The 14276-nt window shown below is 67.1% G+C and carries 12 protein-coding genes and 1 pseudogene; 6 read left to right on the forward strand and 7 right to left on the reverse strand.

Going from position 1 to position 14276, the window contains the following annotated elements:
* Window positions 1-1100: 1100 nt before the first annotated feature.
* On the reverse strand, window positions 1101-2996 hold the full coding sequence (locus KW835_RS05040) for a propionate--CoA ligase (protein WP_218381212.1): 1896 nt from the start codon (window positions 2994-2996) through the stop codon (window positions 1101-1103).
* Between the two features lie 198 nt (window positions 2997-3194).
* On the opposite strand from KW835_RS05040, the gene chrA reads away from it, so the two are divergent.
* On the forward strand, window positions 3195-4541 hold the full coding sequence (chrA, locus tag KW835_RS05045; RefSeq protein WP_218381213.1) for a chromate efflux transporter: 1347 nt from the start codon (window positions 3195-3197) through the stop codon (window positions 4539-4541).
* Window positions 4542-4790: 249 nt separating this feature from the next.
* On the opposite strand, the gene KW835_RS05050 is transcribed toward chrA, so the two are convergent.
* Window positions 4791-5393, reverse strand: a complete 603-nt coding sequence (locus KW835_RS05050) for an isochorismatase family protein (protein WP_218381214.1) — start codon at window positions 5391-5393, stop codon at window positions 4791-4793.
* Between the two features lie 95 nt (window positions 5394-5488).
* Window positions 5489-6610, reverse strand: coding sequence for a PQQ-dependent sugar dehydrogenase (locus KW835_RS05055; protein WP_370633592.1), 1122 nt, complete (start codon window positions 6608-6610; stop codon window positions 5489-5491).
* A gap of 246 nt (window positions 6611-6856) precedes the next feature.
* On the opposite strand from KW835_RS05055, the gene KW835_RS05060 reads away from it, so the two are divergent.
* Window positions 6857-7426 carry a C40 family peptidase gene (locus KW835_RS05060; RefSeq protein WP_218381215.1) on the forward strand — a complete coding sequence of 190 codons (570 nt, stop codon included), beginning with the start codon at window positions 6857-6859 and terminating at the stop codon, window positions 7424-7426.
* Between the two features lie 81 nt (window positions 7427-7507).
* Here KW835_RS05060 and KW835_RS05065 read toward each other — a convergent pair whose 3' ends face one another.
* Window positions 7508-7897, reverse strand: coding sequence for a hypothetical protein (locus KW835_RS05065; RefSeq protein WP_218381216.1), 390 nt, complete (start codon window positions 7895-7897; stop codon window positions 7508-7510).
* A 118-nt stretch (window positions 7898-8015) separates the two neighbouring features.
* On the opposite strand from KW835_RS05065, the gene KW835_RS05070 reads away from it, so the two are divergent.
* The 3 genes from KW835_RS05070 to KW835_RS05080 all read left to right on the forward strand — a co-directional run bounded on the left by KW835_RS05070 (window position 8016) and on the right by KW835_RS05080 (window position 9742).
* The gene (locus KW835_RS05070) at window positions 8016-8714 is read left to right on the forward strand and encodes an adenylate/guanylate cyclase domain-containing protein (protein ID WP_255593293.1); all 699 of its coding nucleotides are present in this window, start codon (window positions 8016-8018) and stop codon (window positions 8712-8714) included.
* A gap of 127 nt (window positions 8715-8841) precedes the next feature.
* Entirely contained in the window at window positions 8842-9093 is a 252-nt protein-coding gene (locus tag KW835_RS05075; RefSeq protein WP_218381534.1) for a GlsB/YeaQ/YmgE family stress response membrane protein, read from the forward strand.
* Window positions 9094-9229: 136 nt separating this feature from the next.
* Entirely contained in the window at window positions 9230-9742 is a 513-nt protein-coding gene (locus tag KW835_RS05080) for a hypothetical protein (protein WP_218381217.1), read from the forward strand.
* A 17-nt stretch (window positions 9743-9759) separates the two neighbouring features.
* On the opposite strand, the pseudogene KW835_RS05085 reads toward KW835_RS05080, so the two are convergent.
* The 3 genes and pseudogenes from KW835_RS05085 to KW835_RS05095 all read right to left on the reverse strand — a co-directional run bounded on the left by KW835_RS05085 (window position 9760) and on the right by KW835_RS05095 (window position 13201).
* Window positions 9760-11463 (reverse strand): annotated as a pseudogene (locus KW835_RS05085) (tannase/feruloyl esterase family alpha/beta hydrolase).
* A gap of 154 nt (window positions 11464-11617) precedes the next feature.
* Complete coding sequence (locus KW835_RS05090; RefSeq protein ID WP_218381218.1) at window positions 11618-12637, reverse strand: tripartite tricarboxylate transporter substrate binding protein; 1020 nt, start codon at window positions 12635-12637, stop codon at window positions 11618-11620.
* An 87-nt stretch (window positions 12638-12724) separates the two neighbouring features.
* On the reverse strand, window positions 12725-13201 hold the full coding sequence (locus KW835_RS05095; RefSeq protein ID WP_218381219.1) for a DUF3237 domain-containing protein: 477 nt from the start codon (window positions 13199-13201) through the stop codon (window positions 12725-12727).
* Between the two features lie 144 nt (window positions 13202-13345).
* Between KW835_RS05095 and KW835_RS05100 the strand changes: the two genes are divergently transcribed.
* Window positions 13346-14263: a helix-turn-helix transcriptional regulator gene (locus KW835_RS05100; RefSeq protein WP_218381220.1), complete on the forward strand. Its 918-nt coding sequence runs from the start codon at window positions 13346-13348 to the stop codon at window positions 14261-14263.
* Window positions 14264-14276: the final 13 nt, after the last annotated feature.

The following is a 14276-nucleotide window of genomic DNA, read 5'->3' on the forward strand; positions in this document are numbered from 1 at the left end:
CCGTTCGGGTTGAGCTTGTCGAAACCGGGGCGCCTTACCCCCCGCCCGTTCGGATTGAGCTTGTCGAAACCGGGGCGCCTTACCCCCGCCCGTTCGGGTTGAGCTTGTCGAAACCGGGGCGCCTTACCCCCGCCCGTTCGGGTTGAGCTTGTCGAAACCGGGGCGCGCTCGCGGGCTCGCTGAGGGGCAGCATGCCTGGTTCAAGGGCGGAGGCCGGGAGTCGCCCGGCGGCGAGTGTCTTTCTTTTGCTTCGCCAAAAGAAAGGCACCAAAGAAAAGGCGACCCTGCTGTCTGCGTCCCCTTCGCTGCGCTGCGGGGCAACCCGGGGTGCTCGGGCGCGGGGTGTGCCGCAGAACTCACTGCGCGCCTGCAGCGCTTCGTTCAGACAACTGCGGCAAGTCAGAGCACGAAGGCGTGTGTCCTTCGGCACACGCCCACCCCGCCCCCTGCGCGCCCCAGGCGCATCCAGAAGGGATGGGGGCCAAACAGCCACACGGGCCATTGCTGCGCTCGGCCCCATCTCGCGGGCGCAAGCGCCACGCGCTGCGCGGGCGGGGCCGAGCAACGCGATGGCCCGTGTGGCTGTTCGGCTGTTCGGCTGTCCACCCCCTGCTGGCAGCGCCTGCGGCGGGGCGGTTACGGGGTGAGCATGCGCGCCAGTGCGCGCATGCTTCGTGCACTGACTCGCCGCAGTTGTTTGAACGAAGCGCCAACGGCGCGCAGTGAGTTCTGCGGCGCACCCCGCAACCGCCCCGACGCAGGTCGCCCCGTAGCGCAGCGAAGGGGTCGCAGACTGGGGGTCGCCCTTTCTTTGGTGACTTTCTTTCGGCGACGCGAAAGAAAGTTACCGCGCCGCCGGGCGCGCACCCCGGCTCCCGCACTCAACACAAGCATGCTGCCCCATCAGCGAGCCCGCGAGCAGCGCCCCGGTTTCGACAAGCTCAACCCGAACGGATGGCGCCGAACAAGCGCGGGCCGATGGCGGGCAAGCCCAGGTTTCGACAGGCTTGGCCCGGATGGGTGATGCAGGGTGAAGCACCCCGGCTACGGCCCTTCAACAATCTAGAAGCAGGCAAGCCCAGCGAAACAACGGCCAACCCTCAGCGCCCCACCAGCTCCCTCACCTGCTGCAGCGCCGCCGGATCCTCCATCGTCGTCAAATCCCCCGGATCCCGCCGCTCGGCCACCGCCTGCAACGCCCTGCGCAACAGCTTGCCGCTGCGCGTCTTGGGCAGCACCGTCACAAAGTAGACCCGCGCCGGGCGCGCCACCGCGCCCAGCTGGCCATCGACCTGCTTCATCACCTCACCCTCCAGCCGCAAGCGAGACGCATCGTCCACCAGTCCCGACGCATCCCGCGCCACGGCGAACGCAATTGCGACCTGGCCCTTGAGCGCATCGGCGATGCCGACCACAGCCACCTCGGCGATGTTGGGGTGGGCAGAAATGCTCTCCTCGATCTCCCGCGTGCCCAGGCGATGGCCCGCGACGTTGATCACGTCGTCCGTGCGGCCCAGGATGAAGTGGTAGCCGTCGGCATCGCGGATGCCCCAGTCGAAGGTGCTGTAGATCAGCCGACCGGGAATGCTTTTCCAATACGTGTTGACAAAACGCGCATCGTCGCGCCACACGGTCTGCATGCAGCCGGGCGGCAGCGGGCCCTCGATGGCGACCACGCCCTTCTGGTGGGGGGCCGTCAGTTCCTCGCCCGTGGCCTCGTCGACAAGCTTCACGCCGTAGCCGTACATGGCCTTGCCGGGGCTACCGAAGCGCGCGGTCTGCGGCTCCACACCGTTGGCGAGGGTGAGAATGGGCCAGCCGGTCTCGGTTTGCCAGTAGTTGTCGATGATGGGCACCTGCAAGGCATTGCTGATCCATTGCGCAGTGGGTTCGTCGAGCGGCTCGCCCGCGAGCCACAGGGCCTTGAGGCTTTTCACGTTGTATTTGGCGAGGTAGGCCGGGTCCTGCTTCTTGAGCACCCGCACCGCCGTGGGGGCCGAGAACATGTGCGTGACCTGGTACTTCTCGACGATGCTCCACCACACGCCCGCGTCGGGCCGCGTGGGCAGGCCCTCGTACATGATGGTCGTCATGCCGGCGATCAGCGGGCCATAGATGATGTAGCTGTGCCCCACCACCCAGCCGATATCGCTGGTGGCGAAGTACACATCCCCGGCCTTGGCGTCGAAGATGTGCTTCATGCTCGCGGCCAGCGCCACGGCGTACCCGCCGGTATCGCGCTGCACGCCCTTGGGCTTGCCCGTGGTTCCGCTGGTATAGAGCGTATAGCTCGGGTGCGTGGCTTCCACCCATTCACAGGGCACGGTGGTGTCCAGGTGCTGCGCCCGCAGCGCTGTCCAGTCGTGGTCGCGGCCAGGCTGCAGGTGCATGGGGGCCATGCCCCGGTTGACCATCAGCACGGCGGCGGGCTTGTGGCTGGACAGCGCAATCGCCTCGTCCAGCAGCGGCTTGTACGGCACGACCTTGCCACCGCGCGACCCGGCATCGGCACTGATCACGGCCACCGGGCCGGCGTCTTCGATGCGCGATGCCAGCGAGCCCGATGCAAAGCCGCCGAACACCACCGAATGCAGCGCCCCGATGCGCACGCAGGCCAGCATGGCGAAGGCTGCCTCGGCAATCATGGGCATGTAGATGAGCACGCGGTCACCCTTCTTCACACCCAGGGACTGCAGCACGGCCGCCATGCGCTGCACCTCGGCGTGCAGCTCGGCATACGTGTAGCTGCGCTCTGTCTCGGTCTCGGTGGAGATCGCCACGAGCGCAGGCTGGGTGGCCCGCTGCGCCAGGTGGCGGTCGACCGCGTTGTGGCACAGGTTGGTGGTGCCGCCCACGAACCAGTTGGCAAACGGCGGGTTGCTGTAGTCGCACACCTGCCGGGGCGGCGTGTGCCAGTCGATCAGCCGGGATTGTTCTGCCCAGAAGGCGTCGCGCTGGTCGATGGATTGGCGATAGAAGTCGGCGTAGCGGCTCATGGGGTGTCTCCTCGCATCTCTGGGTCCGGACCAGGCTGGCTGGTTTTGAATTCATAATTATTCATGATGGGCTTGCGGCAAACTGACGCTTGCTGTGCAATCCGTTGTCGGCAGCGCCCGCTCGCCGGCGCAGCACCCCGGGGCATTGCATATCGATATGTATTCAAGCGCCATCGCGTGCTGTCAAACTCGGAGCCCATGAAGGCGCCGATTCCCCCTGCCCCCGTGTCATTTGTCGAAGCCCTGCTGTTCTGGCTCAAGCTCGGTTTCATCAGCTTCGGCGGGCCTGCGGGGCAGATAGCGATCATGCACGCCGAGCTGGTGGAACGCCGCCGCTGGATCAGCGAAAAGCGCTTCCTGCACGCCCTCAACTACTGCATGCTGCTGCCCGGCCCCGAGGCCCAGCAGTTGGCCACCTACATCGGCTGGCTGCTGCACCGCACCTGGGGCGGCATTGCAGCAGGTGCCCTGTTCGTGCTGCCCTCGCTGTTCATCCTCATTGCGCTGTCGTGGGTCTACCTGCGCTTTGGCGACGTGCCGGTGGTGGCGGGCATCTTCTACGGGATCAAGCCCGCCGTGACGGCGCTGGTGCTGCATGCTGCGCACCGCATCGGCATGCGCGCGCTCAGGAACGGCTGGATGTGGGGGATCGCCGCAGCCTCCTTCGTGGCCATCTTTGCGTTCAAGGCGCCGTTTCCCGCCATCGTGCTGGCCGCAGGGTTGATCGGCTACTTTGGCGCACGGCGCTGGCCTGCCGTGTTCGCGCTGGGCGGCGGGCATGCCACCGCGCACCAGGGCTACGGCCCCGCACTCATCGACGACGACACGCCCACGCCCGGGCACGCCCGCTTTTCTCGCAGCCACCTGGCCAAGGTGCTGGGGGCCGGGCTGGCGCTGTGGCTGGGAGCCATGGCGGGGCTGGTGGCCACGCAGGGCTGGCAGGGCACGCTCACGCAGATGGCCTGGTTCTTCACCAAGGCCGCGCTGCTGACCTTTGGCGGTGCCTACGCCGTGCTGCCCTACGTGGTCCAGGGCGCGGTGGAGCAGTACCAGTGGCTCAGCGGCCCGCAGATGATCGACGGCCTGGCGCTGGGTGAAACCACGCCCGGCCCGCTGATCATGGTGGTGGCGTTCGTGGGATTCGTCGGCGCCTGGCTGCAGCAGGTGTGGGGACCGGACGCGCTGTTCGCCGGCGCGGCAGCCGGCGCCGTGGTGGTGACCTTCGTCACCTTCCTGCCCTCGTTCATTTTCATCCTGGCCGGTGGCCCCCTTGTGGAGGCCACGCATGGCAAGCTCGGGTTCACCGCACCGCTGTCGGCCATCACCGCCGCCGTGGTGGGCGTGATCCTGAACCTGGCGCTGTTCTTTGCCTACCACCTGCTGTGGCCCAAGGGCTTGAGCGGGCCATTCGATGCGGTCTCCGCCGCTATCGCCGTGGCGGCCGGCGTGGCACTGTTCCGCTTGAAGTGGGGCGTGCTGCCGCTGCTGGCCGCCTGCGGACTGACCGGCCTGGCGGTCACGCTGCTCAGGCCCTACCTCGCCTGACCTGGCGAATCCTTTTCCACAACGCCCGCCCCTCCACTGGCTGCCGGCAGGTGCGGCCACGCGCATGGCTTCAGGGCAAGCCCTGCGGCAGGGTTGCCACCAGAGGCTTCAATTCACTATTGTTTTAATAGCTATAGACGCAGTACCCATAAGAGGTAGCGGCAAAAAAATATCAAGAAGCGGTAGCTGGTGAGGCCGGGCTGCAACTTGAATGCCGCCATCTGGCCTCGTGGCGTCCTGGCTGTTCGGCTACTTGATCAGCGCCAGCACATCCTTGAACGCCGGGTGCTCACAGCTGCCCAGCCACTCGAAGGCCACCATTTCGGTGGTGACCAGTTCGGCGCCCGCGCCGGCGAGGCGGTCGAAGGCAGCGTCGCGGTTGCGCTCGGTGCGCGAGCCGCAGGCGTCGGTCACCACCCAGACGTCGAACTCATCCTCGATGAGCTGCAGCGCCGTCTGCAGCAGGCACACATGGGCCTCGCAGCCGGCGATGACGACGGTGCCGCGCTCGGGGGCCTGCTGGGCGGGCTTCTGCAGGTGTTTGGGCAGGCTGCGCGCATTGCCGCCCTGGGGGCGCGCGGGTGGTCGCAGCCATTCGCCCAGGCCTTCTTCGGTGGCGCTGAAATGCATCTTGGCCAGGGTTTTCTGGCACAAAGCGCGCAGCGCAGCGTCGTTCGGGCCCAGACGCGAAGGATTCTGCTCGGTGCCCCACACGGGCACCTCCAGCATTGCCGCGACCTGCGCCAACCGGCGGGCGTTGGCCAGCACGGCAGGGCCTTCGAAGATGGCGGGCATCAGGCGCTCCTGGTAGTCGACCAGGACGAGTTGGGATTCTGTGGCGTCAAGCAGCATGGATGGAGGCCGCCTCGGGGGCTGGCGTGTTCTCTGGAAATGGGGGCATTGTCGCAGCCCTTCCCCGTCCGGCCGCTCCGTGACCGGCCGCGCGCTCAGGAAGGCTGCAGTCGCAACAGCCGACCGTTCGGGCTGTCGGTCAGCAGGTACAAGAGGCCGTCCGGGCCCTGGCGCACGTCACGGATGCGCTCGCCATTGCCCTGCAGCAGCTTTTCTTCGCGCTGCACCTTGCCCTGCGCCACCTCCAGCCGGTGCAGCGTGCCGAACTTGAGCGAGCCCACGAAAAGGCTGCCCTTCCAGGAATCCCCATAGCGTGTGCTTGTCAGGAACGCCATGCCCGACGGTGCGATCGACGGCACCCAGTAGTGCAGCGGCTGTTCCATGCCGGCCTTGGCGGTGCCTTCGCCCAGTTTGCCGCCGCCGTAGTTCTCGCCATAGGTGATCACCGGCCAGCCATAGTTGCGGCCCGGCTGCGGCAGGTTGATCTCGTCGCCGCCTTGCGGACCGTGCTCGTGCATCCACAAGGTTCCGTCCGGGGCCAGGGTCGCACCCTGGGGATTGCGGTGGCCGTAGCTCCAGATCTCGGGCAAGGCGCCCTGGCGCTGGCGAAATGGATTGTCCGCAGGCACGGCCCCGTCGGGCGTGATGCGCACGATCTTGCCGTGGTGGTTGTCGAGCTTTTGCGCATCGTCCTTGCGATGGAACCGCTCGCCCAGGGTCAGGAGCAGGTTGCCGTCCGGCGCCTGCACGATCCGGCAGCCGAAATGCAGGCTGCTGTCCACCTTGGGGCGTTGGCTGAAGATGACCTTCACGTCCTGCAGGCTGCGTGCGTCCGCAGCCAGCGTGGCGCGTGCGAGCGCCGTGCTGTTGCCCGAGCCGCCACCCGCCGCAGGTTCGGAGAAGCAAAAGAAGATGCGCCGGTTGCGGGCGAAGTCCGCATCCGTCACCACATCGAGCAAACCGCCCTGCCCGCCGGCTGCCACCTGCGGCACCCCATCGAGCGCGGGGCCGACCTGCCCTGTCGCCTGGATGACACGCATGCGACCCGGGCGCTCGGTCACCAGAAATTGCCCGTCCGGCAAAAACGCGACCGCCCACGGGTTGGCCAGGCCGGTCGCGACCGGGGTCAACGCCACCGCAGGGGCGGCGGACTGCGCCAGGGCCGCGCTCCACCCGCCTGCTACCAAAGAAATAGCTGCACACGCTTGTGCCGTCAACGTGACCCGCGATACAGGCCTGGTTTTGTCGCCACTCTTCACACAACGCTCCTTGAATCTGCAACCTGCCCGGGACGAGAAATACCCCTTTGCGGCAGTCAAGCTCTTGCCCGCGCTACGAACACTGCCGCGCGCACGCCACCACCCCGTATATACAGGGCCGAGCTTGATTTAGATGAACGAAATCAACAGCTTGCGATGTTGATTATTTCTTATAAGTAAGCGTACGTGTTACCCTTCGCCCCCATGTCCAGATGGCTTTGCATCCTCCTCGTGGCCTGCGCCACCACCGCCCAGGCGGCACCCCAAGGGGCCAACACCGACGAGATGGACCGCTTGATTGCGGACAAGGGCCTGCTGACGCGGCTTGAAGACGTGAGCCATCGCGTCGCCGACAAAGCCCATACCGTTGCGGACAACGCCTCCAACCTGGCCATTCACGCGATGGGTTTTCTGGGCGTACCCTACAAGCGTGGCGGCAACAGCGCTGAAATCGGTTTCGACTGCAGCGGCTTCGTGCGGGCCATGTACGAGCAGACCGTAGGCCTTCTGCTGCCACGGCGCGCCGACCAGCAAGCCGCCGCCACCCAGGTGATCGACAAGAAAGACCTGCAGCCCGGCGACCTGGTGTTCTTCAACACCATGCGACGCAACTTCAGCCACGTGGGCATCTACGTCGGCGACAACAAGTTCATCCACTCTCCGCGCAGCGGCAGCGAAGTGCGCGTGGAGGACATGGGCGTGACGTACTGGGCCCGGCGCTTCAACGGCGCCCGCCGCGTTGCAACGGACAAGGACGCTGCCTCGTCCAAGTAAGCGACGGCGCCGCACGGTGCACGCGCAGCGTCTGCTCCACCAGCGCTTGCGGCATTGCATCGCGGCGTGCCCTCTCCCACCCTACCGCTTGATTTCGTAGACCGTTTCGGTGCTGCGGATAGGCCCTCCCACCACGTTCACCGGCCCGGCCGAGGGGTCTCCGCGCAGGATCGCCTTGGCCTTTGTCATGTCGGCCTGGTAGCGTGCACGGGCCTGCGACTCGCAACTCCTGCGGTCGGGCGCGCCCATGCTTCGGCATTCTTCCAGGCTGACCTTCAGACCTCCACCCGCCTCGCGGATGGCCGTCTGATACCGTTGCTGCGGCGTGGCGTCTGCCACTGCGCCACGGGCCAGTGAGGACTCGTCGCCGACTTGTGCCAGCACTGTTCGGGGGGTTGCCAGCGCCGCGCCCAGCGACAAAACTGCGACGAACACCAGAGGGAAGGAGCGGGATTTGAAGATTCTTGCCATGGTCATCCTTTCCTGATCTGTGAGCTTGCAACCGCGAATCGCTGCGCGGATTCGCGGTACCGACAGCTCAATGTAGGCAGCCCGCGAAAGGTGCACAGCCAGTACCTGCCGCGCTACCATGTCGGACACCGCCCACAAGCCTGCCATGCTCTCCAACGCTCCCACGCCGCAGTCCGCCGCCGACGACACCCCGCACGATAGGGCCTACCTGCGCCGCTTGCTCTCGCAGCGCAACCAGCTGCCGCACGGCGTGAGCGAGGTGGACGCGGCCATCGAGGCTGCGTTCGTGCGCGATGTGGCCATCCTGGTGCTGGACATGTGCGGCTTTTCGCGCATCACGGCCAGGCACGGAATCATCCACTTCCTGGCGATGATCCATCAGATGGAGCAGGCGGCGCGCCCTGCCATCGAGGGAAACGGGGGTGAAGTCATCAAGCAGGAGGCGGACAACCTGTTCGCCGTGTTTTCGAGTGCCGAGCAGGCACTGGAGGCCGCACTGGACACCCTGCGCGCGCTGGAGGCCATGAATGCCGTCCTGCCGCCAGAGCGCGCGCTGGCCGTCAGTGGCGGAATCGGCTACGGGCCCACCCTCGTGATCGCCCATGAAGATCTTTTCGGCCCGGAGATGAACTGCGCCTGCAAGCTGGGCGAGGACATCGCGGGTCCGGGCGAAATTCTGCTCACCGAGGCTGCCTACGCCGCACTGCCCGCCGGGCGATATGCCTGCAGCGATTGCGAGCACGAGATCTCGGGCCTGCCCCTGCCGGCGCGCAGGTTCCACCACTGCCTGTACGAACGGGCGCTGGGCCGGCCCTGACAGGCCTCCTACCGTATCCTGGTCAAGCCTCGCGGGACGCCCACAGTGCATGTCGTCCGACAGCCGGTCGTTGATGCCATCCCTACATTCTTCGACAACCAGTCGATGTAGAAAGGGAATGATCACGATGGCCTTGATAGGAACACTGTTGGTGGGCTTGGTGGTGGGGCTGCTGGCGCGCGCCTTCAAGCCAGGCAAGGACCATCTCGGATGGATCATGACCGCGCTGCTGGGTGTTGCTGGCGCATTCCTGGCCACCTACGTCGGAATGGCGCTCGGCTGGTACCAGCAAGGGGAAGCGGCGGGCTGGATCGCATCGATCATCGGTGCCATGGCGCTGCTGGCGCTGTTCGGCCTCGTCAGAGCGAGGCCGTGGTGACAGGCCCCCGACCACTTGTCCAAAGGCCCCATCTTTTCGGGGACAACGTGGCTGCGAGAACAATTGCCTGCCTCCGGCAAGCTGCCCATGTCCACGGCCATTGACCCACAGTTCCCACAGAGGATTCGCCTTCACCATGCCCACTTCTCTCCAGATGGCCGCCGGCAACCCGGCACTGCAGGCTGCAGTACGGCGCAGCCGTGAACTGCTGCACAAACGAGCTCTCGTGGCTGCCGCCGCCAGCGCCGTGCCCATACCAGGCCTTGACTGGGCAGTGGACGCGGCCCTGCTCTCCCGCCTGCTGCCGCAGATCAACGCCGAATTCGGCCTGTCGGCGCAGCAGATAGACCAGCTCGACCCGCACAAGCGCGAACAGGTGCAAAAGGCAGTCAGCCTGGTCGGCTCGGTGCTGATCGGCAAGCTCGTGACGCGTGAACTGGTGCTGAGGGCGACCCAGACCGTGGGCGTGCGCCTGACCACCAAGCAGGCCGCCAAGTACGTGCCCCTGGCCGGACAGGCCGTGGCCGCCACCATCGGGTACGCCACGCTGCGCTACCTGGGCGAGCAGCACCTGCGTGACTGCGTGCGGGTGGTGCAGGAGGCGCAGCTGCAGCTGCCCGCCCCCGCAGCCACGAAAAACCGCAAGTAGGCTGGCCTGGACCTGGCCTACTCCGCCGCGCAGACGAAGCTGCTGGCGTCCTCCACGCTGCCCGAGCCCTTGTACTTGGCGAACTTCGGGTAGGCGCACAGCGGCCGTGTCCGGCCCGGCATGTCGGCGTTGGTGGGCAGGGCCTTGGCGGCGATGGTGTCTGGGGCGACGCCCTTCTCCACCCAGTCCACCATGGCCTGGATCGAGTCGTAGTTGTCCGTGGCCGGCCCCCCCGAGCAGTGGTTCATGCCCGGCACGAGGAAGGTGCGCGCAAAGCCCTGGGTGGCCGCCATGCCGCCGTTGTTGGCGGCCAGGCGCTCGTAGTAGTCCAGGGTGTCGAAGGCCGAAAAGATCGGGTCGGACATGCCGTGGATGAACAACATCTTGCCGCCGCGCTGCTTGAACGCGGCGAGCTTGTCGTCCCGGTAGGTGTCGTAGATGGCCGAATACGCTTCCATGCGGGCCGGGTCGGTGTCGAAATTGAAGGTCAGCGGGTTGAAAGTCAGGTCCGGCGGCGTGAAGAACTCGTTCACCAACGCGTCCACCATCAGCGTGATGTAGCGCGCATCGGGCGTGGCGGTGGCCGAGCTGCCCAGCGTCTAGCTGCGCCAGCCTGGTGCGGCCAGGCCCGGGTCCCAGGGCTGGCCGGCGTACAGCGCCTTGCCGGCAGAGTTGCGCGGGCCGCTGAACACGCTCTTGAGCGCGCCCACCTGCGCGCCGCTCAGGCAATCCGCCCCCTTGGCACCGCTGCACTGCAGCACTGCCGGATCGAACTGGCAGGCCTTCACGTTATTGACCAGCCCGTCGGCCACGCCGTCGGCCGCGTCGCACGATGCCTTGACCGCGTTGGCCACGAGGTTCAGGTCGGCATTGCTGAACGCCTGCGACAGGATGCGCTTGCCCGACGCGTCCTGCGGGGCGATGGCGTCGAACTGGATGGTGTTCCACATCGCGGCCACGGTGGCGCCACTGGAGACCCGCATGGCCGGCGCGCCCGCCGTGATGGCGTCGAAGTAGTCCGGGAAGCGCTGCGAGAACATCATCCCCTGGCGCCCGCCGCCCGAGCAGCCCGAAAAGTACGAATGGTCGGGCTTGCGGCCATACCGCGTTCCAATCAGCGACTTGGCGGCCACGGCCGTCTTGTCGTAGGAGTTGTAGGCATGGTCGATGCGCGCCTGCGGGTCGGCCCCGAAACTGGCCGATGTTCCGCTGTGCCCCGCGTCCGTGGAAACCACCGCAAAACCCTGGCCCAGCGGCGACGGCGTGCCGACCGAGATGCTGGAGCTGAGCGAGGTGTCGCGCAGGATCCCGTCGTTGCCGCCCCCGCCGATGAACAGGAAGCGGCCGTTCCAGTTGTCGGGCAGGCTCAGCTGGAAGCCGATGGCGTAGTTCTTGCCGTCCACGCCCACGCGGGGGTTGATGGCGCCCGTGACGACGCAGTGGCCGGGCAGGAATGCACCGCTGGCGGCACCGCCCGGGCGTTTGGTGTCGGCCGCCACGTAGCTGGTGGTGAGCGTCGTGGCCGCCAGCCCCGCCTTGGCTGGCAGGTCGGCGCAGGCCGCGGCGGGCGTGACCGGCTGGGCCGCAGCATCGCCATTGCCACCGCCGCACGCGGCCATGAGCACAGGCATGGCCAATGCGGCCGGCAGGACTTTGCGCCGCAGACCGGCGGCAGTGGACGGGTGGGGCTGCAGGGCCCGCAGGGCATGGGCGAAAGGCATGGTGGGTCTCCGTTCGTGTTGTGGTTGAAATTCAGGCGGGCATTGGAGGAAGAGCTGTGCAGCGCACGGCGGCAGGCGTGGCTGCGCCCGGCCCGCCGCCTGGAATAAGGCGTGCGGGCGCGCAAGCAGGAAAATCAGTTGGGACGCCGTGCGGTCAGTCCGCCTTGAAGCCTGTGGCCGCCACGGCCTTGCCCCAGGTCACGGTGTCGGCCGCGATGGTGCGGGCGAACTCCTGCTGGCTCGTGCCCGTGACGCGAAAGCCCGCCTCTTCCATCTTGGCCTTGCCCTCGGGCGACTGCACGGCCTTGATGATGTCGGCGCTGAGCTTGGCGACGATGTCGGGCGGCGTCTTGGCGGGCGCGACGATGCCGAACCATGAGGAGAACTCCAGGTTGGCATAGCCTTGCTCCTTGATGGTGGGTACGTCGGGCAAGGTGTTGGTGCGCGTGGCTCCGGTGGAACCCAAAGCCGCGAGCTTGCCCGCCTTCACGTTCGGCGCGGCCAGGCCCACGCTGGCGAACACACCCTGCACATCGCCGCTGAACAGGCCACCCAGCGCGTCCGACGTGTTCTTGTAGTGCACCGGCTCGGGCTTGAGCTTGACCGCATCGCCGAACATGTAGGCACCGAAGTGACCCGGCGTGCCCGCGCCGAACGTGGCCAGGAACAGGCCCTTTTGCTGCTTGGTCCAGTCGACGAATTCCTTCACATTGCGCGCCGGCACCTTCTGCGGATTGACCAGCAGTACGAAGTCGGACGTCACCACCTGGCTCACGGCCGTGAAGTCCTTGGCCGGGTCGTAGGGCAGCTTGTTGTAGCTGCTGGGGGCGATGCTGAGCTGGCCGGTCTCGCCCAGCATCAGCGTGTAGCCGTCGGGCGCTGCGCGTGCGGCCTCGCTGGCCGCGATCAGGCCGCCGGCGCCGGGCTTGTTGTCCACGATAACGCCCAGGTTGCCCCAGCCTTCCGACAGCTTCTGCGCCAAGAGGCGCGCCACGATGTCCGGCCCCGTGCCCGCCGGAAAGCCCACGATGATGCGCACCGGCTTGTTCGGGTATGCCGCGCCCTGCGCCTGTGCGCCGGCCCAGGGCATGAGCCCGGCCAGCAGTGCGGCGGCGACGAGTGCGCGGCGGGGCGTTGTAGCGGGAGTGCGGCGAGGCTGGGCAGTGTGTGTCATGGTTGTCTCCAGGGATTCTTGTGTGTGGGCGGTTTCAAAAAATGAGGCGGGCAAGTGGGGGGTGAGCAAGGAGCCGGCTGGTGGTTGCTAGCGCAGCTCGAAGAAACGCATGGCCACCGCGTCGGGATAGCGCGCGCCGGTGCCGACGAACATGCGCTCGGTGATCCACGACAGCGCGGTGGACGCGGTCTCGAAGCTCGGACTGCAGCGGAAGTACACCTGCGCGGGGTCCACCAGCTCGCCGCGCACCAGGCGCGCGATGAGCTCGGCAGGCCCCGAGCGCACGGCGCGGTTCTGCACATAGATGAGGTCGCCACCATCGGTCTCGAGGACGTAGCGTGCATCCAGCTCGGACAGCCGGTCGTTGACGATGAGCTGGAAGTCCGCCCCACCGGGCAGCACCCGGGCGCTCCAGCCGTCGCCGGTAGCTGTGCCACCGACGATGGGGATCAGCCGGCGCAGGCCGTGCACGGTGTGGCCCACCTCCTGTGGCATACCGACCTCCACGCGCAGGTCGGCAAAGAATCGGAATTGCGGTTCGGGCAAGGGGGTGAGGTCAGACATGGAACCTAGCGTAAATCCCGTTGCCGCCAGGGCCTGTCATCCCAGAGGATGACGGGATTACCCCACTGCCACCCTGCGGCTGCGTGGGCAATTTCGGCGCACACTCCACCTTTTCGGCAAACCTCAATACCCCACCCTTCTTCCATGCGGCAGTGGCTTCCCCCCTCCTTGCAGACTCCACCCGGGCGGCAGGTGCTGCACAGCCCCGCCAGCCAGACGCTTGCCAGCATGGTCCACCGCCTGGGCGGCAATAACTTCGCGCCCGGGCTGCTGCAAGACCTGGAGCCGGTGCTGCCCGCAGCGTCGTGGTCGGTGTACCGCACGGGCCAGCGCTGCAAGCCCACGCTGTTCATGTCGGCCAGCCGGGGCGTGCCCGACACCACGCAGGATTGCTGGTGGGCCTACCTCTCGGGGCCCTACCGCAGCGACCGCACCTGGGGCCGCGCCTTCGACGAGTTGCCCGTGGCCCAGCCCGAAACCCGCCTGTGCCATGTCACCGCGTCCGAAGTGCAGGGCGAGCACCGCGCCCGCGTCTATGAGGCCCATGGCGTGGCCGAGCGCGTGTCGGTGGTGGAATATGAAAGCGACGGTTCGGTGTTCGCCGTCAACTTCTACCGCCACCTGCACCAGCGCGCGTTCAGCGACCGGCAGATTGGCGCCTTCGAGTCCGTGGCACCCGTGCTGCTGGCACTCACGCGCAAGCACATCGACCTGTCGCACGCCCACCTGCCCGCAGCGCCTGCCTGGACAGAGGCAGCCGCAGGCACTCCCCCCGCACCCGCCGCCGCTGCAGCGGCAACGTTGCCCGCAGAGGCATCCCTGCTGCCCCTCGCGACAGACGGCCTGCCCGTGCTGCGCATGCGCCTGCTGCGCCTGCAGGCCGAGCTGACGGACCGCGAACTGGATGTATGCGCCCGGCTGCTGCAGGGCATGACACACGAGGGCATCGCCAGCGACCTGGGCCTGGGCGTGCCCACGGTCAAAACCTACCGCAACCGCGCGTTCGCCCGCCTGGGCATCCACTTTCGCAACGAGCTGTTCGCGCGAGTGCTGGGCGTCTGACGGCCTGGCACCC

The organism is Acidovorax sp. sic0104 (assembly GCF_019219095.1).
GTDB lineage: Bacteria > Pseudomonadota > Gammaproteobacteria > Burkholderiales > Burkholderiaceae_C > Acidovorax.